Origin of the sequence: Mesorhizobium sanjuanii (genome assembly GCF_002529485.1) — a bacterium.
Lineage (GTDB): Bacteria > Pseudomonadota > Alphaproteobacteria > Rhizobiales > Rhizobiaceae > Mesorhizobium > Mesorhizobium sanjuanii.
This window is the reverse complement of record NZ_NWQG01000200.1, coordinates 1-21,245: the sequence shown is the minus strand read 5'-3', so window position 1 is coordinate 21,245 and position 21,245 is coordinate 1. Positions and strand designations below refer to the sequence as shown.

Annotated in this window: 19 protein-coding genes and 1 pseudogene; 8 read left to right on the top strand and 12 right to left on the bottom strand. The window is 64.6% G+C overall.

The features are described from left to right. The first annotated feature begins 11 nt into the window (after positions 1 to 11). Entirely contained in the window at positions 12 to 410 is a 399-nt protein-coding gene (locus CN311_RS26105; protein WP_245440956.1) for an L-2-amino-thiazoline-4-carboxylic acid hydrolase, read from the top strand. Here CN311_RS26105 and CN311_RS26100 read toward each other — a convergent pair. The 8 genes and pseudogenes from CN311_RS26100 to CN311_RS26070 form a co-directional block, all read right to left on the bottom strand. Further along, positions 361 to 609, bottom strand: coding sequence for a gamma-glutamyltransferase (locus CN311_RS26100; protein ID WP_245440955.1), 249 nt, complete (start codon positions 607 to 609; stop codon positions 361 to 363). The genes CN311_RS26105 and CN311_RS26100 overlap by 50 nt on opposite strands. Next, positions 609 to 785 (bottom strand): annotated as a pseudogene (locus CN311_RS32080) (gamma-glutamyltransferase); the annotation flags it as partial. The gene CN311_RS26100 and the pseudogene CN311_RS32080, both read right to left, overlap by 1 nt. Positions 786 to 921: 136 nt before the next feature. Further along, positions 922 to 1,803: an ATP-binding cassette domain-containing protein gene (locus CN311_RS26095; protein ID WP_097576536.1), complete on the bottom strand. Its 882-nt coding sequence runs from the start codon at positions 1,801 to 1,803 to the stop codon at positions 922 to 924. Next, entirely contained in the window at positions 1,800 to 2,645 is an 846-nt protein-coding gene (locus CN311_RS26090; RefSeq protein WP_245440954.1) for an ABC transporter ATP-binding protein, read from the bottom strand. The genes CN311_RS26095 and CN311_RS26090 overlap by 4 nt, the downstream gene beginning before the upstream one ends. Next, positions 2,642 to 3,496 (bottom strand): ABC transporter permease, encoded by an 855-nt coding sequence (locus tag CN311_RS26085; protein WP_245440953.1) that lies wholly within the window; start codon positions 3,494 to 3,496, stop codon positions 2,642 to 2,644. The genes CN311_RS26090 and CN311_RS26085 overlap by 4 nt, the downstream gene beginning before the upstream one ends. Then, positions 3,493 to 4,416 (bottom strand): ABC transporter permease, encoded by a 924-nt coding sequence (locus tag CN311_RS26080; RefSeq protein WP_097576535.1) that lies wholly within the window; start codon positions 4,414 to 4,416, stop codon positions 3,493 to 3,495. Before CN311_RS26080 ends, CN311_RS26085 begins: the two co-directional genes overlap by 4 nt. A 76-nt stretch (positions 4,417 to 4,492) precedes the next feature. Then, positions 4,493 to 6,037, bottom strand: coding sequence for an ABC transporter substrate-binding protein (locus tag CN311_RS26075; RefSeq protein ID WP_097576543.1), 1,545 nt, complete (start codon positions 6,035 to 6,037; stop codon positions 4,493 to 4,495). 47 nt (positions 6,038 to 6,084) lie between these two features. Continuing rightward, a complete protein-coding gene (locus CN311_RS26070; protein ID WP_097576534.1) occupies positions 6,085 to 7,506 on the bottom strand; it encodes an amidase in 1,422 nt (473 codons plus the stop codon). 146 nt (positions 7,507 to 7,652) lie between these two features. Between CN311_RS26070 and CN311_RS26065 the strand changes: the two genes are divergently transcribed. Further along, the gene (locus CN311_RS26065) at positions 7,653 to 10,319 is read left to right on the top strand and encodes a winged helix-turn-helix domain-containing protein (protein WP_097576533.1); all 2,667 of its coding nucleotides are present in this window, start codon (positions 7,653 to 7,655) and stop codon (positions 10,317 to 10,319) included. A 23-nt stretch (positions 10,320 to 10,342) separates the two neighbouring features. On the opposite strand, the gene CN311_RS26060 is transcribed toward CN311_RS26065, so the two are convergent. The 4 genes from CN311_RS26060 to CN311_RS26045 all read right to left on the bottom strand — a co-directional run bounded on the left by CN311_RS26060 (position 10,343) and on the right by CN311_RS26045 (position 14,296). Then, complete coding sequence (locus CN311_RS26060) at positions 10,343 to 10,984, bottom strand: ThuA domain-containing protein (RefSeq protein ID WP_097576542.1); 642 nt, start codon at positions 10,982 to 10,984, stop codon at positions 10,343 to 10,345. Between the two features lie 52 nt (positions 10,985 to 11,036). After that, positions 11,037 to 11,882: a TIGR01459 family HAD-type hydrolase gene (locus tag CN311_RS26055; RefSeq protein WP_097576532.1), complete on the bottom strand. Its 846-nt coding sequence runs from the start codon at positions 11,880 to 11,882 to the stop codon at positions 11,037 to 11,039. Then, positions 11,879 to 13,096 carry an FGGY-family carbohydrate kinase gene (locus CN311_RS26050; protein WP_245440957.1) on the bottom strand — a complete coding sequence of 406 codons (1,218 nt, stop codon included), beginning with the start codon at positions 13,094 to 13,096 and terminating at the stop codon, positions 11,879 to 11,881. Before CN311_RS26050 ends, CN311_RS26055 begins: the two co-directional genes overlap by 4 nt. 144 nt (positions 13,097 to 13,240) lie before the next feature. Next, positions 13,241 to 14,296, bottom strand: coding sequence for a class II aldolase/adducin family protein (locus tag CN311_RS26045; RefSeq protein ID WP_097576531.1), 1,056 nt, complete (start codon positions 14,294 to 14,296; stop codon positions 13,241 to 13,243). A gap of 199 nt (positions 14,297 to 14,495) precedes the next feature. Between CN311_RS26045 and CN311_RS26040 the strand changes: the two genes are divergently transcribed. The 6 genes from CN311_RS26040 (at position 14,496) to CN311_RS26015 (ending at position 21,216) form a co-directional block, all read left to right on the top strand. Next, a complete protein-coding gene (locus tag CN311_RS26040) occupies positions 14,496 to 15,278 on the top strand; it encodes a DeoR/GlpR family DNA-binding transcription regulator (RefSeq protein WP_097576530.1) in 783 nt (260 codons plus the stop codon). Continuing rightward, positions 15,275 to 16,654: an FGGY-family carbohydrate kinase gene (locus CN311_RS26035; protein WP_097576529.1), complete on the top strand. Its 1,380-nt coding sequence runs from the start codon at positions 15,275 to 15,277 to the stop codon at positions 16,652 to 16,654. Before CN311_RS26040 ends, CN311_RS26035 begins: the two co-directional genes overlap by 4 nt. Continuing rightward, positions 16,651 to 18,195, top strand: coding sequence for a sugar ABC transporter ATP-binding protein (locus tag CN311_RS26030; protein ID WP_097576528.1), 1,545 nt, complete (start codon positions 16,651 to 16,653; stop codon positions 18,193 to 18,195). The genes CN311_RS26035 and CN311_RS26030 overlap by 4 nt, the downstream gene beginning before the upstream one ends. Further along, entirely contained in the window at positions 18,192 to 19,193 is a 1,002-nt protein-coding gene (locus CN311_RS26025; RefSeq protein ID WP_097576527.1) for an ABC transporter permease subunit, read from the top strand. The genes CN311_RS26030 and CN311_RS26025 overlap by 4 nt, the downstream gene beginning before the upstream one ends. An 80-nt stretch (positions 19,194 to 19,273) precedes the next feature. Further along, positions 19,274 to 20,212, top strand: coding sequence for an ABC transporter substrate-binding protein (locus tag CN311_RS26020; RefSeq protein ID WP_097576526.1), 939 nt, complete (start codon positions 19,274 to 19,276; stop codon positions 20,210 to 20,212). Between the two features lie 110 nt (positions 20,213 to 20,322). Next, on the top strand, positions 20,323 to 21,216 hold the full coding sequence (locus tag CN311_RS26015; RefSeq protein ID WP_097576525.1) for a sugar phosphate isomerase/epimerase family protein: 894 nt from the start codon (positions 20,323 to 20,325) through the stop codon (positions 21,214 to 21,216). The last annotated feature ends 29 nt before the right edge of the window (positions 21,217 to 21,245 follow it).

Below are 21,245 nucleotides of genomic sequence, written 5' to 3'. Positions count from 1 at the left end.
GTGGCAAGTAGGTGGCGGCGGCGGCCTTCGCCGGTTTCGGCCCCAATGATGCGCCGGCAATCGGCGAGACGTCCCTGACCGTCAGCCCGGATGGCGGCCGCATGTATCCGGCCGACGTCGAACGCAGCGCCGACCGCATCGCCTTCAAGGTGAAACGCTGCCCGCTAAAGGACGCCTGGATCGAGGCCGGCGTTGGCCAAGACAAGCTCGCCACGCTTTGCCGCATCGCCGGCGCCTTCGACCGCGGCCTGTTCGAGGCGACCGGCATACGCTTCGACAACGTCACCTGGACGGGATCACGGCTCTGGCTGCTGCCACATCGCCCTGACGAACAGGGATGCCGGCTAATGCATGTCGCCGTCAATAACCCAGCGCGCAACCGTCCTTGCGGGGATCGGACGCGCCGGTGAGCGTGCCCTTGTCCCAATCGATCAGCACCAATTGGCCGCCGCCATGCGGCTCGGCGGCGATCGACACATGGTGGCCTCGTTCGCGCAGGCCGGCGAGAGTGCGAGCCGGGATGCCACGCTCGGCCTCCACAGCGTCCTGTTTATAAAACACCCTCTGCGCATCCAGCGCCTCCTGAGGATCCATGCCGAAATCGATCATGTTGATTGCGACTCGACAACTGCCTGCACCGCCGCCGCGCAAACCGCCGCGTCCATTGCGTTGCCGCCCGACCGCAGCATGTCGACAGCCGCCAGCGTCGCCAGCGGGTGCGATGTGGCGGCCATGGCTTGCGTCGCGCGAACCGGCGACCGTCCGGGGAATTGAAAATCACGCATGCAGGATCAATAGCCTCCAATGAAGCAGATTTGGACCAGCGCTAAACTAAGTCGCTCGGACGGAAGTACCAGACCTTCCTTGCTCGCCCTACCCGGCGCATCAGAGTGTGCCAAAGCACAGGAGCATTCGTTCCCCTCAAGATCCCGTGCCGAGCACGCCGTGCTCGGCCGATACCATGGCGAAAAGATCATCATCCGTGTGGCTCGGAAACAGCTCCGGCTGGCTGCGTTTGCCATTGCGCCTTCGCCCCAGGCGCGGGACGGCGTCGAGCAGGCTTTTCGTATAGGGATGCCGCGGATCGGCGACGATCTCGCCGGTCGGGCCGAACTCGACGACCCTGCCGCGATGCATGACGGCGATCCTCTCGCTGATATGGGCGACGACGGCGATGTCGTGCGAAATGAATAGATAGGAAAGCCCTTCGCTCTCCTGGATGTCGACGAGAAGATCGAGGATCTGCGCCTGTATCGTGACATCGAGTGCCGACACCGGCTCGTCGGCCACCACTACGGCCGGCCTTGGCGCGAGTGCCCGGGCGATGGCGATGCGCTGGCGCTGACCGCCTGAGAATTCGTGCGGATAGCGGTCAAGCTGGTCCGGCCTCAGGCCGACTTGGTCGAACAATTGGGCGACACGCGCACGAATGGCCTGCCAGTCGTCGACGCCTTGCGCGTAAAGCGCCTCGCCGATCTGCCGCGCCACCGTCAGCCGCGGATTGAGCGAGGAATAGGGATCTTGGAAGATCATCTGGCAGGGGCGGAAATGCCGGCGCCGCTGCCTGGGCGAAACGTCGGTGATATCGGAGCCCATGACGGAGATGCGGCCGGAACTCGGGCGATCGAGGCCGACGGCGATCCGCCCGAGCGTCGTCTTGCCCGAGCCGCTTTCGCCAACGACGCCAAGCGTTTCACCGCGCGACAGCGTCAGCGACACGCCGTTTACCGCATTGACCAGCCGTCCGCCCGAGGTGAATACGCGCCGGATCGTGTCCAGAACCATGACCGGAGCATCGTTCATACAGCGCCGGCCTTTTCTGTGAGGCGAGGCGGGCGGGACCCGCGTTTGGTCATGACCCGGTCGAGCGTCAGATGCGAGGCGAGAAGTCCCTTGGTATAGGGATGTTGCGGCGCCGAAAGCACGGCCTCGACATTGCCCGTCTCGACGATCCGGCCCGCCCGCATCACGGCGACACGATCGGCGGTTTCCGCGACCACGCCGATATCGTGGGTGATGAGCAGGATGCCTGAGCCGAGCCGGTTCTTGAGGTCCACCAAGAGATCGAGCACCTGCGCCTGCACGGTGACATCCAGGGCTGTCGTTGGCTCATCGGCGATCAGCACGCCGGGATCGAGCGTCAGTGCCGCCGCGATCATGACCCGCTGGCGCATGCCGCCGGATAGCTGGTGTGGATACTGCCGCATCACCCGGTCCGGTTCAGGAATGCCGACATCGGTGAGCGTGGCAAGCGCCCGGACCGCCGCTTCGCCCCGCGAGATGCGGCGATGGCGGACGAGCCCCTCGGTCATCTGACGGGCGATGGTCAGCACTGGATTGAGCGACGTCATTGGCTCCTGAAAGATCATGCCGACACGCGCGCCGCGCACGTCTTCCATGGCGCGGCGACCGAGCGCGAGCACGTCCACGCCGTCAATAAGGATGTCGCCAGTGGCGGTCGCCGTCTCCGGCAAAAGCCGCATCATTGCCAGCGACGTCATGCTCTTGCCGCTGCCGGATTCCCCGACCAGCGCCAGGATCTCGCCGCGCGCCAACTCTAAGCTGACATCGTCCACTGCCAGGAACGGTCCGTCCTTCGTCTCGAAGCGGACGCTGAGATTCTCAACCGAAAGAAAGGCCGTCACGACGTCCTCTTGCGGCGCGGATCGGCCAGGTCGCGCAGGCTGTCTCCAATCAAGTTGAACGACAGCACGGTGAGGCAGATCGCCAGGCCGGGAAAGATCAGGATCCATGGTGCCTTGGTGATGTAGTTGCGGCCTGAAGCCAGGATGGCGCCCCATTCCGGCGACGGCGGCTGCACGCCAAGTCCGAGGAAAGACAGCCCGGCAGCCGACAGGATCGCCGAGGAAAAGCCGAGCGTCGCCATGACGATCAGGCTTTGGCCGATATTCGGCATCACATGCACCCGCACCAGCCGCCCGGAGTTGATGCCGGCAAGTCTTGCGGCCTCGATATAGGGCTTGGCCCGCTCCGCCGCCGCCAACCCATAGGCGACGCGGGCATAGAACGGAACCAGGCTGATGGCGATGGCAATCGTGGCGTTGACGATGCCCGGACCGAGAAAGGCGACAAGCGCCAGGGCGATTAGCGTATCGGGAAAGGAATAGAGCACGTCGATGACGCGCAGCAGCACCGCCTCGATCAGCCTGCCGGCGAAAGCGGCGACAAGACCGACGAGGCCGCCGACAGCAAGGCCGCTCACCACGGCGCAAAAGCCGATGCCGAGCGACAGGCGCGCGCCGGTGAGCACGCGGCTGAAGAGATCGCGGCCGAACTCGTCGGTGCCGAACAGGAACTTTGCGCTTGGTCCGGCAAGGCGCGGGCCAACCGCCATCCGCGTCGGGTCGAAGGGGGCGATCCAGGAGGAAAGCAGCGCCGCAGCAAGTACGATAGCCGCAAGGCCAAGCCCCAGCGCGACGTTCCAGGGAACACGCCAGCCCCGCCGCTTTCTCTTCGCCTCCAGAACGACGCTCACCTCTGCCTCATTCTGGGATCGAGGATGCCGTAAAGGATGTCGAGGCTCATCGAGACGACGACCACCGATGTGGCGAAGATCACGATGAAGCCCTGGATCATCGGATAGTCGCGCTGCAGCATGGCCTGCACGGCGAGGCGGCCGATGCCGTTCCACGAAAAGACGTTCTCGACGATGACCTGCCCGCCCATCAGATAGGCGAAAACCAGGCCGACGACGGTGACGATGCTGATCAGCGCCGGCCGCAGCGCATGCACGATCAACACCTGATGTTCGCGCAGGCCACGGGCACGGGCGGTGCGGATGTAGTCCTCGGCAAGTATCTCGACCAGCGCCGAGCGCGTCATGCGGGCGACCAGCGCGCAATAGGTGAGACCCAGCGTGAACGCCGGCAGGATGAGATTGCGAAAATCCGTTCCAGCGACCGGCAGCCATCGCAGATGCAGCGAAAAGACCTGGATCAGCACCAGGCCAAGCCAGAAGCCGGGGATCGACACGCCGAGCACGGCGACGATCATCACGGCGGCGTCAGCGGCCGTGCCGCGATTGACGGCGGCGATGAAGCCGAGCGGAATGCCAAGAAGAAGGGCTATGCCGAGGCCTGCGACCGCCAGCATGAAGGTATTCGGCAGGCGTTCGAGAAGCAGGCGGGCGACTGGCTCGTTGCCGCGAATGGTCGTGCCAAGATCGCCCGAGAGCGCGTTGAGCGCATAGCGGCCGACCTGCATCCACACCGGCAGGTCGAGGCCGAGACGCGAGCGCATCTCGTCCATGGCCTCAGGCGTCGCGGTGACGGACTGCGCCATCATCGCCGTCACCGGATCTCCCGGCACCACATGCACGAGCACGCCCGACAACAGGATCACGGCCAGCACCGTGGCGAAGGCGGCCGTCAATCGTTTCGCGATCAGCCTGATCATGTCGTGGCGATATCCACCCTTCGTCGCTATAGCCTTCCGCCGCCCTTGACCGGGCGGCGGAAAGGCCTGGGAATCGTCACTCTGCGACTTTGACGTCGTTGAACAGGAGCGACACCATATAGCCCATCTTGAAACCGTCAATCTTGGCGCTGGACGCCATCAGCCAGCCCCAGCCGGGCGACAGCAGCGGGATCGCATAGGCGTTCTCCATGAGATATTTCTCGATGTCGTGGATCTTGGCTGCGCGCGCATCGCCGGAGAGCTGACGCTGTTGTTCCAGCATCGCGTCAAGGTCGGCATTGAGGCCCATATTGACGAAGCCGGGCTGCTTCCACAGGAAGTAGAGATAGTCAGGATCGACACCCGACATGCCCATCGTCCATACGGCCGGCTCGCCGTCGGTCTTCTCGTTCACGCCCTTCATGTAGTCGAAGAAGGCGGCGACCTCGCGGGTCTCGATCTCGGCATCGACGCCGATTACGGCGAGATCTTGCTGCATGATCTGGTGCATCTGGTCCCAGCCCGGCAGCTTGTGCACGAGAAGCTTGACCTTCAACGGGTGATCGGGTCCGTAGCCGGCCTTGACCATCAACGCCTTTGCCGCGTCCGGGTCGTATTTGACGCCCCAACTCGCGCACAAGGCCTCATCGGTGGCGAAGAGGTTGGGGGCGACCGGGCAATTGCCGGTTCCGACCAGTCCCTCGAAGGCGATGTTGGCATAGGCGTCACGGTTCATCGCCATGCCGATGGCCTTGCGGATGTCGGGATTGTCGAGCGGCTTGATCTTCCAGGTGAAGGCGGCCACCATCTGCTGGCCGGAAAGGTCGGCCGCATAGACCTTGAAGCCGGCATCGGACTTCAGGTCTCCGGCTTCCTCGAGCGACGGCTCGGCCATGTCGACTTCGCCCGACCGCAACGCCGCCATACGGGCGACAGCCTCAGGGATCACCTTCAGCGTCAGTTTGTCGATATAGGGCTTGCCCGGATTCTGGATCAGCGGATTGACGTTCCTGTAGTCGCCATTGGCTTCGAGCTGGATACTGTCATTGCGTGTCCAACTCACGAACTTGAACGGTCCGGTGCCGATCGGCTTGAACTCGGCGCCAGACACGGAAGATGGGCAGATCAGACTGGACTGAATGTTGGTCAGGAACGAGGTGAACGGGCCATAGGGCTCCGAGAGCTTGACGGTGACCACATTGCCGTCGACCGACGTGCCGCTGACCGGTCCCCACGCCGAGGCATTGGGATTGACGGTGGCCGGATCCACGGCCCGGTCGACGTTGAACTTGACGGCGGCCGCATCGAAATTGCTGCCGTCGTGGCACTTCACCCCGTCGCGAATGGTGAAGGCATAGGTCTTGCCGTCATCCGAGACCGTCCATTTGTCGGCGAGGCCGGGATGCACCGATCCGTCCTTGTCCATCGTCAGAAGCGTATCGAAGATCAAATTGGTGATCTGCAGCGACTGCGTGGTGCCGGTCTTTTGCGGATCGAGGCTGTCGGCGTCGACCGACCGCGCCACCGTGAGGTTCGCGGCCGCCGCCGGCAGCGCAGCGATGGCAGTCGCCGCTACGAGGACGGCCGCCAGCGGTCGCCGGATCGCTGGTCTTGAAAGCATGGTTCGCAACATCATGTTCGCACTCATCATGGTTCCCCTTTTCTTGTTTAGTCGATGCATATGCCGGGACGCTTACCGGCCCATGGCTGCGCCTGCTCCAACTGGCCCGCAAGCCGCAACAGCAGCGCCTCGCCTGCCGGCGCCGTCGCCAGCTGTATGCCGATCGGCAGCCCCGCCTCGTTCCAATGGAGCGGCAGGGAGGCGGCGGGCGAGCCGTTGACGTTGAAGACGTGGGTGTAGGGCATCCAGGACAGATAGAACTCGTAATGGCCGCGCATGTCGGCGGAAACTGGAAAGGCGCCATGCGGCAAGGGCGGCTGTGCCAGCGTCGGCGACAGGAAGACGTCGTAATCGGAAAACACCGACGTTACCGCTTCGGCCACCTTGTGCAAACCGGCTATGGCCATGTTGAGGTCCACGGCCGAAATGCGGTTTCCCGCCTCGATCATCTCCCACAGCATCGCCGGGAAATCCGCTTGCGTCAGCTTGCGACCGAGCACGCTTTCCTCGGCCCGCATGTCGGCGGCGTATTCGGCGAGAATGAAGGTCTCGAAGGCCTCCCACCCGTTAGCGGGCAGCACGACGTCTCGTTCTTCGCAGACGTGGCCGAGGCTTTCGAGCAGCTTGACCGTCTCGGCGACCGCCTTCTTGCAATCGGAGTGAGTGGGCGCCCCATAAGGCGCCTTGGTCGAGACCGCTATTCTGAGCCGCCCTGGATCGCGGCCGACCTCCGCCGCGAAGTTGGCGCCGGGCGGGTTGTTGAAGAACTGGCCGGGATGGATCCCCGCCGTGGCGTCGAGCAAGGCGGCGCTGTCGCGCACCGAACGGGTAAGGGCATGCTCAACCAGCATCCCCTGCCATGTATCGCCGGCCGGCGCGACCGGATTGCGGCCGCGCGTCGGCTTCAGCCCGAAACAGGCGCAACAGGAAGCCGGCACGCGGATCGAACCGCCGCCGTCATTGCCATGCCCCATGGGGACCATGCGGGACGCGACAGCGGCTGCCGTGCCGCCGCTCGACGTTCCCGCCGTATGGCCCGGGTTCCACGGGTTCGACGTGACGCCATGCGCGGTCGAGCGGGTCGTCCAGTCCATGGCGAGTTCGGGAACGGCGGTCTTGGCGAAGATGACCAGGCCGGCCTGCTTGAAGCGACGGACGAGTTCGCTGTCGCGCGCGGCCTTGTAGCCAAGGCGTGGCGGCCAGCCCGATCCGGTCGGCTGCCCGCCATAATGGGCGGTAAGATCCTTGAGCATGAAAGGGACGCCGGTGAACGGTCCCTCGGGCAGGCCGGCCTCAATGCGCCGCAAGGCCTCGTCGGCGAACGTCGCGACCACCGCATTTAGAGGACCATTGACGGCATTTACAGCATCGAGCGCGGTTTCGAGAAGCTCGCGTGGTGTGACGGCACCGTCGGCCACCAAGGCAGCCAGCCCGGTTGCGTCTAAGTTCGAATATTCATTCAATTTCACGGGGCATGGTTCCATTGCAGCCTAGATGCAAAAAACCTAGCCGGCGTCCGGTCTGCCGGCATGATGCCGAAGGGTGGGATTGAAGAAAAAGTTCAACTCACCCGAAAGGGTGATATAGGGTATCGAGAAACCCTAGACAAGGCGCCATGAAGTCGGACCTGCGCTCACCCGCCCGCCCCTTTCTCGCCAACCGGCGCATCATCCCGCCGCGCATTCCGCTCGATGTCGTCGGCCGCCCGCGCCTGAACAGGATCGCCGGTCTTCTCACCCGCTACCGGCTGACACTGGTCCATGCGCCGGCCGGTTCGGGCAAGACCACGCTTCTGTCGCAATGGTACAGCGCGTTGAAGAACGAGGGTACCACGACCGCGTGGTATTCAGTTAGCGATGACGAGAGGGATCCGCTCGGCCTTGCCGACTATCTGACGCTGGTGATGAGCGGAGCGGCCAAGGGGCAGAGCGCGCGCGGCCTTCCCATGAACAGGGACGAAGCAGTGGCGCGGCTTCTGAGCCTTGTCGAGGAGGCGACGGCGCAAGGGCCGGTCGTCCTGTTCATCGACGACTATCACCTTGCCGATGAGAATGATGCATCCACCACCATCATCGCGCTGCTGGACGCCGAGTTTCCGCAGTTCGGCATCGTGCTGGCCAGCCGCACCCGGCCCTCGCTGGCGCTCGGCCGCTACCGCGCGCATGGCGAGATGATCGAGATCAGCGTCGACCAGCTTCAGTTCAGCGCCGACGAAACCGTCGACTTCTTCCGCGCCGCGCGTGGCGTCGAACTCTCGCCGGACGAAAGCCGCATCATGCGTCAGCATACGGAGGGCTGGGCAGCGGGCCTGAGGCTGGCTTCGCTCGTACTGGGCCGCGACGGCGACCGCAACATGATGGCATCGGCGCCGCCCGGAAGCCATCGCGCCTTTGCCGACTATTTCCTGGAAGAGGTCCTTTCCGGATTGCCCGAACACATCATCGATTTCCTGGTTGAAACCTGCATCCTCGAGACGCTCAGCGGCGAATTGTGCGACATGCTGACCGGGCGCACGGATTCGGCTGGCATTCTCGAACATCTCGAGGAAGCGCAGCTCTTCATCGTCGCATTGCCGGGACAGCAGCGCTGGTACAGATATCACCATCTGTTCCAGGAATTCCTCTACACGCGGCTGCTCGCCAAGGGCGATGCGCGGATCGACGAACTGCACCGCAAGGCCGCGCACTGGTTCATCGGCTCGGGCAGCCCGGTCGAGGCGGTTCGGCATGCTTTCCTCGCCCACCAGTCGAAATGGGCGGCCGAACTGATCGAGCGTTACTGCGTCTATGACTATCTCAGCCATGGACGCTTCGAGCTGTATTTTCGCTGGATGCAGCAATTGCCGCGTGAGGCACGCGAAGCGCGGCCGCTGCTGATGTTCCTGCTCGTCTGGCGCCACATCAATGGCCGCCGTTTTCCTCAGGCCGAGCAGACGCTCGCCACCATCGAGATCAGCGCGGCTAATCCCGACGGCGAATGCGCGGCGATCCTGCGCGAAACCGGCCTCGATCTTAGCGGCCGCCTGCATCTGATGCGGGCGCTGATCGGTGCCTATGGCGGCGATCTTGCCGCTTGCCGGTCGCATATCGACGCCATCGGCGAACGCGAACTCGACCATCTCGCCTTCGGACAAGTCGATCTCGATTCGATCCACAGCTATCTTGCCTTTCATGAAGGCGCACTGGAGGCTGCCGAACGGCTGACATGGAAGGCCAGCAGCGTCTATGACGATATCGCCTGCCATTGGGGCGGCATCCACTCGCGCTGCATCGCGGCAATGGCCTACATGGCGCGCGGACTGCCGGGCGAAGCCGAGTCGGTGCTCGTCGATGCGCTCGCCAATGGAGAGAGCTTTTTTTCCGAACAGTCCTACATGGTCGCCCTGCCCTCGGCGCTGCTTGGCATGATCGCCTATGAGAAGGGCGATTTCGAGCGCGCCGAAAAACTCTGGATGCGGGCGATGCCGCCGGAAAAGACCGTCGATGTCTTCGGCCTTTGCGAGCGGGTCCTGATCGCGACCATTGGCCTGTCGCGTCTCTACGACGCCACCGGCCGGGTCGAGGCCGCAGACGCCCTGTTCGTGCGCGCCAGCCGTCGTGCCTATGAGGCGGAGGATTTCAGGCTGGAGTTCCAGCTGGCGCTGGAGCGCGCCGACCGGGCCTTCCGCCAGGGACGCAGCGCCGACGGCATCCGCGAGATGGAGCGGTTCGGCACGCAGCTCGACGAGGCGCGCGCCCGCTTTCCCGCCTCGATATGGCAGATATGGGAAAGCCATCTGATCGTTGAAGCACGAGCATTAGCCGCGCGCGGTCAGACAGCCGAGGCGGGTGCGCGGCTCGCCGAAGGCAGCGCCCAGGCCCGTGCCCAGAACCGGCACGCTTGCGCCATCCTCATCGAGCTGTTGCAGGTCAAGTTCCAGGAACAGTCCGGGATTTCGCCTGCCGAGGACCATCGCGCGGCGCTGGCCGCCCAGGCAAGAAGGGCGGGATTGCAGCAAAGCCTGGCTGATCTCGTCTATTGGCAGCCGGCTGTTTCCGATTGCGCCGGCCAGAAAGGGACCGCCTCGGCTGCGGCCCGCGCCGAGCGCCAGCAATCTGAACCTCTCCTGCTGACGCCCAGAGAACACGACGTGCTCGAACTGATGCGGCAAGGCCTGTCGAACCGCGAGATCGGCACGAGGCTCGATATCAATCTCAACACCGTGAAATCCCACGCCAAGAACATTTTCGAGAAGCTGCAGGTTAAGAACCGCACCCAGGCGGTGCTGAAAATTCTGGCCTGATTGTTGTTTTGCGATCGCCGCCCTCAACGCGCCGCCCAGACCAGGCCGCGACGAAATATCGTCTGCATCTGCGGCACCGCGAACTCCTTGGCGGCATGCCCGAGCGACGAGTAGAAAACCCTTCCCTTGCCATGCCGGCGCTTCCAGACCACCGGCATGACAACGCCGTCTATCCAGGATGCGTGCTCACCGGAGAAAGTGGTGGTCGCCAGCACTTCATTCGACGGATCCACATGCATGTAATACTGCTCGGAGCGATACGAAAAATCGTCGATGCCGTGCATGATGGGATCGTCGCGTCTGGCGATCTCGACCTTGTAGTCGATGATGTTGCCGGGATGGGCGACCCACTGGCCGCCGCACATGAATTGATAGTCGGTGGCTTCACGAAACGCATCGCACATGCCGCCGTGATAACCGCCAAGACCGACACCGCTCTCGACTGCCTTCGTCAGGTTAAGCTCTTCGTTCTTCGCCAGCTTGGACATCGTGTAGATCGGCACGATCAGGTTCAGATCGGCGATCGCGGGGTCGGCGAAAACCTCGGTCGTGGTTTCGACGCGAACCTCGAACCCTTCCTCTTCAAGCATCGCCTTGACGGCGCGCGCGCCTTGTTCCGGCTCGTGTCCATCCCAGCCGCCCCATACGATCAGCGCTTGCCGCATCTTCCGCTCCTTCAATTGGCTATGTCGTTTACCTCGAAAATTGCCGGCACGGTCAGCGGAATCTGAACAGATCGATGGTGTAATCCGGATAGGCGTCCAGCCCGTCGAAAAGTCCGGCAAGGTCGGTAGTGTCCGCCAATATTCCAGACAAGACCAGCGCCGTCGCCACGCCGGCGCCAAGCCCGCCGGCGATATCGTGTTCGACACTGTCTCCGACACACACCACCGTGCCGCGATCGGGATCGCCCGCCAGCGCCAGCGCGGCGGTGAAAATCGGAAGATAGGGCTTGCCGATGCGGGTAACGCTGCCGCCGAGACTTTCGTAGAGATCGGCAAGCCGACCGGCGCCGAAACGCGGCCCTACGGCCGTCAGCATGATCTTGTCGGGATTGGTGCAGAAGCATGGCACCCGCCGCGCCGCTGCCGGCGCGAGAAGTCGGCGATAGTGATCGAGGTCGTAACGGTCGCCCTCGCTGGCGGAAATCAGCACCAGTTCGGCATCGTCGCCACTCCTGGCCAGTTTGAACGGCAGGCCCTCGATCGCCGAGCGGTCGTCGTCGCGGCTGATCAGCAGGCATTTCGTGCCCGGGCGCAGGCTTCCATGTGCCACCATGTCATGGAAGGACCGCCACGCCACCTCGCCGGAAGAGACGAAGTGGTCCCAACTCCCCGCTTCGAAGCCGAGCTTCAGCAGGCGATGCTCGTTGGGCTCGGCCCGCTTGCCGGAGTTGGAGATAAGCACGACGGTCTTGCCCGCGCGTTTCAGCGCCGACAGAGCCTCCACCGCACCCGGATAGGGGCTGGTGCCGTCATGCAGCACACCGAACTGGTCGAGCAGGAAAACGTCGTACAGCGCAGCCAGCGCTCCGATCCCGTCGAGATGTTCAGTCGTTTTCACAGCAGCCCCGCTGTGCCTGCGCCCATCAGCGCCAGCCGCGCCGTGCCGGCCGCAGCCTCGTCGGAAAGCGCGGGCAGGAAGGGGGCGCCGAGCTTGCGTTGCCGGATCGCGGTCCAGGCGGGATTTGCCGCACCGCCGCCGACGGTTCTGACCGATGTCAGTCGAGGCGCGCCGAGCTCCGCAAGCCTGCTGTAGCCAAGCGCCTCGATCGCAGCGATACCTTCCAGCATTGCTTTCAGAAAATCGGCGTCGTCCGCCGGCCGCGGCACAAGCCGTGGCGGCAGCGCCGGATCGGCGATCGGAAAGCGTTCGCCTGTGGCGGGCAGCGGATAGTAATCGAGGCCGGTCTCGGTCGTGGGGTCGATCGCCGCGCTGAGTTCGATGATGCGCGCGAGCGAAAAGTGCTGGGCCAGCACCTTGCCGCCGGAATTCGACGCGCCGCCCGCCAGATACGCATCGCCGAGCCGATGGCTGTAGATGCCGAACCGCGGCGCCGAGATCGGCCGGTCGGACAGGATCTTGATGGTCAACGAGGATCCCAGCGCGGTGACGCCGTCGCCGACTGCCGCCGCACCCGTCGCCAGGAACGAGGCGCAGCCATCCGTAGTGCCGGCGACAACAACCACTTCGCGCGGCAGACCGAACATCTCGACGGCACTCGCGGCGATCGTGCCGATGACATCGCCCGGCCTGATGACGCGAGGCAGCAATTCCATGCGCATGCCGGTCGCCACGATCCAGTCCGGCCACCGGCGGGTCTCGACGTCGTAGCCGGTTTTGAGCGCATTGTTTTCGTCGCTGATATCGAAGCGGCCGGAGAATTGTCCGGCGATCCAGTCGGCCTGGTGCAACACAGTGGCGATGCCGGGCAGGTGCTGGAAAGACAGCCCCTTGGCAAGGCCGGATGTCGCCCCAAGTGCTGCGCTCGTCTGCGGTGCCGCGCGGACGACCGCGGCGAGGATGGCGTCGTCGGCGACCTTGTCGTTGTACATCAGCGGTTCGGCCAGCGGCTGCCCCGCGCTGTCGACCGGCAGCAGCGAGCCCGACGTGCCGTCGACGGCGATCGAGCGAACGGCAGAGCGATCGATAGATTTGAGCAGTTCCGCCAGCGTCGCCGCGACCGCCTCCCACCACACGCCTGGGTCGCGGCCGTTCGGCCCAAATCGTTCGAGCGAGACAGCGGAATGCGCGGCAATGGAGAAATCCGGCCGCATGGCAACGGCGCGCGCGCCCGATGTGCCGATGTCGATGCCGATGGCAAGCGCTTCTTGCCTGGCGATGATCTTGCCCGAACCGGTTTCCAAGTCTTGCTGCGCTGACTTTTCTTGCCGCGCTGACCTCTGGTTCGGGATCATGATCTAACTGCCGGCGGCATTGAGTTTCTGGCGATATTGCTCGGCGTCCCAGTTGATCAGTTCGTCGTTCTCGGCATCGGTAAGGTAGTTCAGCCTCGCCGTGGCGTCGACCCGCGCCGTCACGTCGGCCAGACAGCGCTGCATGGCGTCGGCGCCGGCGCTGGCGTCGCCGCGCATCAGCACCCCAAGGCCGGGAAACAGAATCGCCGCAGGCGCCGTGCCCAGCCGCGCGATGATACCGGCCACATCCTCGCCGGACCTTGCCACGATGGACCCTACGCCGAGAAATATGACGTGGTCCGGATAAAGGCTGCCGCCCGATGCCATGCGGCGGCTCTCCGGATCGATCGCTACGGCATGTGCCTCGATGTCGGCCGGCAATCTGTAACCACTGTTTCCGGCGAGCGCCGTCAATGCCGCAATATCCGGTTCCGTCACGTCGCGCGGCGACCGTGCCAGAAGCTGCGTGACGCGGCGCAGCAGCGCCTCGGCCTCAGTGACCGTCTCGGCCGCGACGACCAGCCCGTGATTGCCAAGGATCAGCACATCGACGCCTGGCCGAAGGCGCTCGGCAATGCCCTGGGCCAGCGGCAGGCCCGGCCGGCGATAGGGGACATAGACCCATTCAAGGCCGTCGAGACGCCTGGCAGCCTCAGCCTCGCCATCGGCCTGCACGGCGAGCGAAATGGTGTCGACGCAGTGGACATGCAGAACGACACGCTGCGGCATCAACGCATGCACCGTTGTCTCGATCGAGGGGCGCAACCCGCGCGCGTTGCGGGCCTCGATGGCGAAACCCTGCGGCCGGTCGGCGGCCGGGTCGCGCTGTCGGACGGCACTGAGCAGCGGAGGGATCGCCACCGGCACCATGATGTCCTCGGCCAGCGCATCCCTCAGCCAGGTGCCGGACGCCTTGATCCACAGCGTGTCGCCAGCCTTCAGCGAGGTGTTACCGCCGGCGGCCTGGGTCAAATGCGGATCACGCCCGATGCCGGCCGAAAGCGTCCGCAAAGCGGCCAGTTCCCGTGCATCCGCCAGCGCATCAGCTTGCGTCGCCATCGCGCATTTCCTCCAACAGTCCGGCTACGTGTCCCGCAGCTTGCCTGTCCCGTCGCCGGAACAATTATTGGTGCTGGTATCGCAGATGCGAGTGAGTTACGTCAATAGTGATCCAACATCATCAAATCGACTTGCAATCTGATCAATGTTGAGTAAGTTGCATCAAAGCCGCCACAGAACGGCATTCAGGAGGAAACGGTTGAGCGACTCCGGCCGCCAGCGTCAGATCGTCGAGCTCTTGCGGGATCGGCCTTTCGCCTCGGTGCGCGAGCTGCAGGAGCGGCTCGGCGTGTCGGCAGCGACGGTCAGGCGCGATATCGACAGGATCGACGAGGCCGGCGAAGCGCGGAAGGTCTATGGCGGCATCTCGGCGCTCGACGGCGCGTCGCATGCGGGTGTCGCCTATGCCCGGCCCTATGACGAGAACCGCGATCTCGCGGTCGAAGCCAAGCGGCAGATCGCCGCTGTCGCCGCAACCATGGTGCGCGACGGCGACGCGGTCATCGTGCATGGCGGCTCGACCTGCTTTCACCTCGGCGTCAAGCTCGCCGACCGCAACATCCGGCTCTACACCAACTCGATGCCGCTCGCGGCCTATTTGAGCGACCACGGCCATTGCGGCCTGACGGTTGCCGGCGGCGAGTTGCACCGCGAGCCAGGCATCATCCATTCGCTCACCCAGGCCGTGCCCTTCTATGCGTCGAAGTTCTTTCTTGGCGCGCAAGGCCTTGGCCAGGAAGGCGTGCTGGAATCGCATCCGCTGCTGGTCCGCTCGATCGTCGACCTCAGTCTCTGCGCCGACCAGATCGTGGTGCTGGCCGACAGCCGCAAGCTGTCGATCCACGCGCGCAACGTGGCGCTGCCGCTGACGCGCATCGGCACGCTGGTCACCGATGACGGCCTGGCCGACGCCGACGCCCGTATGCTGGAGGACGCCGGCGTGACGGTCCGGATCGCCTCAACCTCGGGGGCCATCCAGTGAAGATGGCTGTGCTCGACTTCGGCAAGACCAATTCGAAGCTGTTCGTCTTCGCTCAGGACGGACGCATCCTCGACGAACGCCGGACCCGGCCGAACTGGATGCGCAAGGGCGGCTTCAGCGTGCTCGACGAGCCGTCGCTTCACGGTTGGGCGGTCCGCACCGTCAGCGATGCGATCGATGACCACGGTGTGGAGGGTTTGATGGTGTCGGGCCATGGCTGCACCTTTGCCCTGGTCGACGATATCTGCCTGACGCACCCGATCCTCGACTACGAGCAGGAGCCGCCCGCCGAAATCGCCGCCGGGATCGATCGCCGCATTCCGGATTTTGCCGAGACCTTCTCGCCGAAATTGCCGCTCGGCTTCAACTATGGCCGCCACATGCTGTGGCTGCAGGCGGTGGAACCCGGCGCCTTCACCGCCGCGAAATCGATCTTGGGCTATCCGCAATACTGGAGCTGGCGTTTCGGCGGCCGGGCGGTCTCGGAAGTGTCCTATCTCGGCTGTCACTCACATTTGTGGGCGCCGCGCAAAGGCGACTTCTCCTCGCTGGTCGACGCCGAGGGTTGGCGTAGCCGGATGCCCGCCTTCGCGCGTGCCGGCGCCGTCATCGGCGAGCAGCGCCTCGGCGGCGCGGCGCGGCCGATTGCCATCCACAATGGCGTCCACGACTCGAATGCCGCGCTCCATGCCTACCGCAGGCAGCAGCTTGGCCCGGTCACTGTGGTCTCGACCGGCACCTGGGTCGTCGTGCTCAATCCGGACTGCCCGCTCGATGTGCTCGATCGCGACCGCGACATGCTCGTCAATGTCGACGTCGATGGCGGCCCGGTGCCGACCATCCGCTTCATGGGGGGTCGCGAATTCGCTGTCATCAGCGGCGACTGGCAAGGCGCGATCGACCTCTCCTCGGTTCAGCAGGTGATCGACGCCGGCATCATGGCCCTGCCGAGCTTCGCCCCGGGCGGGCCGATGCCTCACCACTCCGGCGAACTCATCGGGCGCATGCCCGACGCTGGGGAACGCGCGGCCGTCGCGCTGCTCTATGTGGCGCTGATGATCGACCTCTGCCTCGACCTGATCCATTCGAACAACACCGTGATCGTCGATGGGGGGCTGAACAGTGGCGGACTGCTCGCCTCCCTGCTGGCTGAGCTGCGTCCCGGCCAGGCCTTCATGCAAGGGGCGACGCTGGAAGGCAGCGCCACCGGGGCGGCGGCTCTCGCTTTTGAGAGTGTCGGACGCGAATTTGCCGCCGAGGCGCCGGAGCCTGTTCGCGCCTCCAGCTTCGCCGGTCTCGTCGGCTACCGCGATCGCTGGCGCGGCCTCGCCACTGACCGAGGTGTCGCCGGCGCAGCAGCGGGAGGCGCACGATGACCGCCGCCGTCCGCACCGAGACGTCGCGCCAGCCGGTGCTTGAGATGCGGCACATCTCGAAGACCTTTGGCGCCATCCGCGCCCTGCAGGATGTTTCGCTCACCGTCCACGCCGGCGAGCTGCATGCGCTGATGGGCGAGAACGGCGCCGGCAAGTCGACGCTGATGAAAGTCCTGTCCGGCGCCTACCGGCCCGACTCCGGCGGCGAGATCCTGATCGACGGCGCGCCGGTCGTGACCGGCAACCCGATCAAGGCTCGCGCCCAGGGCATTGCGGTGATCTATCAGGAACTGTCGCTGGCGCCCAATCTGACGGTGGCGCAGAACATCTTCCTCGGCAACGAGCCCCGGCGTCTCGGCGTCGTCGACCGCGACCAGTGCAACCGGCGCGCCAAGGAAATCATCACGCGGCTTGGCGTCTCCTTCTCGGCGCGCGCCCTTGTCTCCAGCCTGTCGCTCGGCGAGCGCCAGCTGGTCGAGATCGCCCGCGCGCTGTCGACCAATGCGCGCATTATCGTCATGGACGAGCCGACCACGTCGCTGACCTCGCGCGAGACCGACCGGCTGTTCGAGGTGATCGCGACACTGAAGTCGCAAGGCATCGCCATCATCTATATCAGCCACCGCATGGAAGAAGTCTACCAACTCGCCGACCGCGTCAGCGTGCTGCGCGACAGCGGCTATGTCGGCACGCTCGAGCGCGCCGATTTGAATGCTTCGCGCCTCGTCTCGATGATGGTCGGCCGCGACCTGTCCGCCTTCTACAAGAAGGATCACCGGCCACCGGACGCAAAGCGCGCGGTGGCGCTTTCGGTGCGCGGCATGTCGGACGGCAAGCTCCTGAAGGACTGCTCGTTCGACCTGCACAAGGGCGAGGTGCTGGCGCTGGCCGGCCTCGTCGGCTCCGGTCGCACCGAGCTTGCCCGGCTGATCTTCGGCGCCGACCGGCACACATCAGGCACGCTGGAACTCGACGGCAAACCTGTGGCCATCGGCTCGCCGCGTGAGGCGCTTGACGCCGGCATCGCCTATCTCACCGAGGACCGCAAGGAGCTCGGCCTGTTCCTCGACATGTCGATCTCCGACAACATCAGCATGGGCGTGCTCGCGAGGGACGCGCGGGCCGCAGGCTTCCGCGACTTCGCGGCGGCCGAAAAGCGTGCCGCCAAATCCGTATCCGACCTCTCCATCCGTACCAGTTCGGTTGCGGCCAATGCCGGTTCGCTGTCGGGCGGCAACCAGCAGAAAGTGCTGCTTGCCCGCCTGCTGGAGACCGAACCGCGCGTCCTCATCCTCGATGAGCCGACCCGTGGCGTGGATGTCGGAGCGAAATCGGAAATCTATCGGCTGATCGACAATCTCGCCAACAGGGGCATCGCCATCCTGATGATCTCCAGCGAACTGCCGGAGGTGATCGGCGTCGCCGACCGCGTGCTGGTGATGCGCGACGGCGCGATATCGGGCGAGGTGACGGCATCCGAAGGCGAGCCGCTCAGCCAGGAAAAGATCATGGAACTTGCAACGGGAGCAGCCAAGGGATGACCGACAGGGCGACCGGAACAATCAGTGCAGGCGACAAGGCCGTTGCCAGGAACCGGCGGTTGCGCACCGCTTTCGCCGCGCTGGGCATGTTGCCGGTGCTGGTCCTGCTGGCCGCCGGCTTCCAGTTCATCAATCCGCGTTTCCTGACCGAGACCAACCTTCTCATCGTCACGCAGCAGTCGTCGATCAACATCGTGCTCGCGGCCGGCATGACCTTCGTCATCCTGACCGGCGGCATCGACCTGTCCGTCGGCTCGATCCTGGCCGCCTCCGCCATGGTGGCGGTCATCGTATCGCTGGTGCCGGACTGGGGTATGCTCGGCGTGCCGGCGGCCATCCTGGTCGGCCTCGGCTTCGGCCTCATCAACGGGTTGCTGGTCGCCTACATCAAGCTGCCGCCCTTCATCGTCACGCTGGGATCGCTGACCGCCGTGCGCGGCGTCGCCCGCCTGCTCGGCCAGGATACGACGGTGTTCAATTCGGACCTGCCGTTCGATTTCATCGGCAACGGTTCGCTGTTCGGCATTCCCTGGCTGGTCGTCATCGCGCTCGCGGTCGTCGTGCTGTCCTGGCTGGTGCTCAAGCGCACCGTGCTCGGCACCTGGATCTACGCCGTCGGCGGCAATGCAGAGGCCGCCCGCCTCACCGGCATCAAGGTGCCGCTGGTGCTGCTCTTCGTCTATGGCGTTTCCGGCCTGCTGGCCGGGCTTGGCGGCGCCATGTCGGCGGCCAGGCTCTATGCCGCCAACGGGCTGCAGCTTGGGCAGTCCTATGAGCTCGACGCCATCGCCGCGGTCATTCTCGGCGGCACCAGCTTCGTCGGCGGCGTCGGCTCGATCTGGGGCACATTGATCGGCGGCCTGATCATCGCGGTGCTCTCGAACGGGCTCATCTTGGCCGGCGTTTCCGACATCTGGCAGTACATCATCAAGGGATTGGTCATCATCGTGGCGGTCGCCCTCGACCGCTACAGGCTCCAGGCAGGAGCAAGAACGTGATTGACCTTAGTCGCCGGCGTCAACGACCCGGTTTCATGTGGAACGCACCGTGAGAGGCGCGGGGCATCAGGAGGAAAGCAATGAAGACCATCGCTAAACTGCTCTGCGGCGCCGCATTCGCGGCTGTCGCCATCGCGCCGGCATCGGCCAAGGACCTGAACAAGGTCGGCATCTCCGTCGGCCTGCTCGGCAACCCCTTCTTCGTCGCCACCATCAAGGGCATCGAAGACGCCGCCAAGAAGATCAACCCGAATGTCGAGGTGACGTCGGTATCGGCCGACTACGACCTCAACAAGCAGGTCTCGCAGGTCGATTCCTTCATCGCCGCCGGCGTCGACGTGATCATGCTCAATGCCGTCGACGCCAAGGCGATCGCGCCGGCGGTGAAGAAGGCGCAGGCAGCCGGCATCGTGGTTGCCGCCTTCGACGTTTCGGCGCCAGGCGCCGACGTCACCGTGATGACCAACAACGTCAAGGCCGGCGAAGAGGCCTGCCAGTATCTGGTCGACCACACTGGCGGCAAGGGCGACTACGTCATCCTGAACGGCCCGGCGTCGTCGTCGATTCTTGAGCGGGTGCAGGGCTGCAAGAACGTGCTTGCCAAGCATCCCGACATCAAGATCCTGTCCGACGACCAGAACGCCGAAGGCTCGCGTGATGGCGGCCTGAAAGTGTTCCAGTCGCTGCTCACCCGTTTCGACAAGATCGATGCGGTCTTTGCCATCAACGATCCGACGGCGATCGGCGCCCAGCTTGCGGCCAAGCAGCTCAACCGCTCCGAGTTCATTTTCACCGCGGTCGACGGCGCACCCGACATCGAGAAGGAGCTCTCTTCCGGCACCTCGATGATCAAGGCATCTGCCTCTCAGGATCCCTATGTGATGGCCGGCCAGTCGCTGACGATGGCAGCTGAACTGCTTGCCGGCAAAAAGCCGGCCGAGCCCACCGTCCTGCTCGACCCGAAGCTGATCACGGCCGAGAATCTCAAGGACTACAAGGGCTGGACCGCGGCCCGCTAACCTCCCACGCCTGGTGCGGCCGGAATGACCGGCCGCACCTTCTTTAGCATCGGATTTGCAAAACCGGTTCCCGCTTTGGGTCCGATGCTCCCGCGCAACCGGAGACGATCATGTCGCGCATTGGCATCCATTCCTTCGTCTGGTCGGCGAGCTCGGCGCAGGGCGATCTTGAACGCACGCTGGCCAACACCAGGGAGGCCGGCTTCGACCTGATCGAATTTTCCTATCTCGACCCTGCCAATGTCGATATCGGCAGGCTGGCCAAGCGCATCGCCGAGCTCGATCTCGGCGTGGCGATCAGCATCGGGCTGCCGGCCGATGGCGACATTTCCAGCGCCGACAAGACGATTGCCGCGCACGGCGTCGAAATCCTGCAACGTACGATCGCGCTGACCCGCGATCTCGGCGGCAGCAAGGTCGCCGGCATCCTCTCTGCCAGCCACGGATTGCAGAGCGAGGCGCCGACGCGCGACCAATGGAACCGCAGCGCCTCGACGCTTGCAAAGGTGGCGGAGACGGCCAAGGCCGCCGGCGTCACGCTCAACCTCGAGATCGTCAACCGCTTCGAAAGCAATCTGCTCAACACCGCGGCCCAAGGGCTCGCCTTCATCGAGGACACCGGCTCCGACAACATCTTCCTGCATCTCGACACGTTCCACATGAACATCGAGGAGGCCGACGTCGGATTGGCCATCCGCCATGCGGCAAAGAAGATCGGCTACGTCCACATCGGCGAGAGCCATCGCGGTTTCCTCGGCACCGGCAACATCGACTTTGCCGCGATCTTCGATGCGCTCACCGCGATCGGCTATCATGACGACCTCAGCTTCGAATCCTTCTCGTCCGAGATCGTCGACGAGAACCTGTCGAAGAAGACTGCGATCTGGCGCAATCTGTGGGCCGACAATATGGAGCTGGCCCGCCATGCGCGCCGCTTCATCGCAATCGGACTGGAGACGGCACGGCTCAAGGCCGAGCTTGTCTCGTCAGGCCACCGGCCATAGGCCTATGGGCGCATGGGCGACATTCAAAC

What these genes read in the sequence shown, in the direction of transcription:
- CN311_RS26100 (WP_245440955.1), bottom strand. Translation starts at nt 609, where the DNA reads ATGATCGATTTCGGCATGGATCCTCAGGAGGCGCTGGATGCGCAGAGG.
- CN311_RS26095 (WP_097576536.1), bottom strand. Translation starts at nt 1,803, where the DNA reads ATGAACGATGCTCCGGTCATGGTTCTGGACACGATCCGGCGCGTATTC.
- CN311_RS26080 (WP_097576535.1), bottom strand. Translation starts at nt 4,416, where the DNA reads ATGATCAGGCTGATCGCGAAACGATTGACGGCCGCCTTCGCCACGGTG.
- CN311_RS26075 (WP_097576543.1), bottom strand. Translation starts at nt 6,037, where the DNA reads ATGCTTTCAAGACCAGCGATCCGGCGACCGCTGGCGGCCGTCCTCGTA.
- CN311_RS26065 (WP_097576533.1), top strand. Translation starts at nt 7,653, where the DNA reads ATGAAGTCGGACCTGCGCTCACCCGCCCGCCCCTTTCTCGCCAACCGG.
- CN311_RS26060 (WP_097576542.1), bottom strand. Translation starts at nt 10,984, where the DNA reads ATGCGGCAAGCGCTGATCGTATGGGGCGGCTGGGATGGACACGAGCCG.
- CN311_RS26050 (WP_245440957.1), bottom strand. Translation starts at nt 13,096, where the DNA reads ATGCGGCCGGATTTCTCCATTGCCGCGCATTCCGCTGTCTCGCTCGAA.
- CN311_RS26045 (WP_097576531.1), bottom strand. Translation starts at nt 14,296, where the DNA reads ATGGCGACGCAAGCTGATGCGCTGGCGGATGCACGGGAACTGGCCGCT.
- CN311_RS26030 (WP_097576528.1), top strand. Translation starts at nt 16,651, where the DNA reads ATGACCGCCGCCGTCCGCACCGAGACGTCGCGCCAGCCGGTGCTTGAG.
- CN311_RS26025 (WP_097576527.1), top strand. Translation starts at nt 18,192, where the DNA reads ATGACCGACAGGGCGACCGGAACAATCAGTGCAGGCGACAAGGCCGTT.
- CN311_RS26020 (WP_097576526.1), top strand. Translation starts at nt 19,274, where the DNA reads ATGAAGACCATCGCTAAACTGCTCTGCGGCGCCGCATTCGCGGCTGTC.
- CN311_RS26015 (WP_097576525.1), top strand. Translation starts at nt 20,323, where the DNA reads ATGTCGCGCATTGGCATCCATTCCTTCGTCTGGTCGGCGAGCTCGGCG.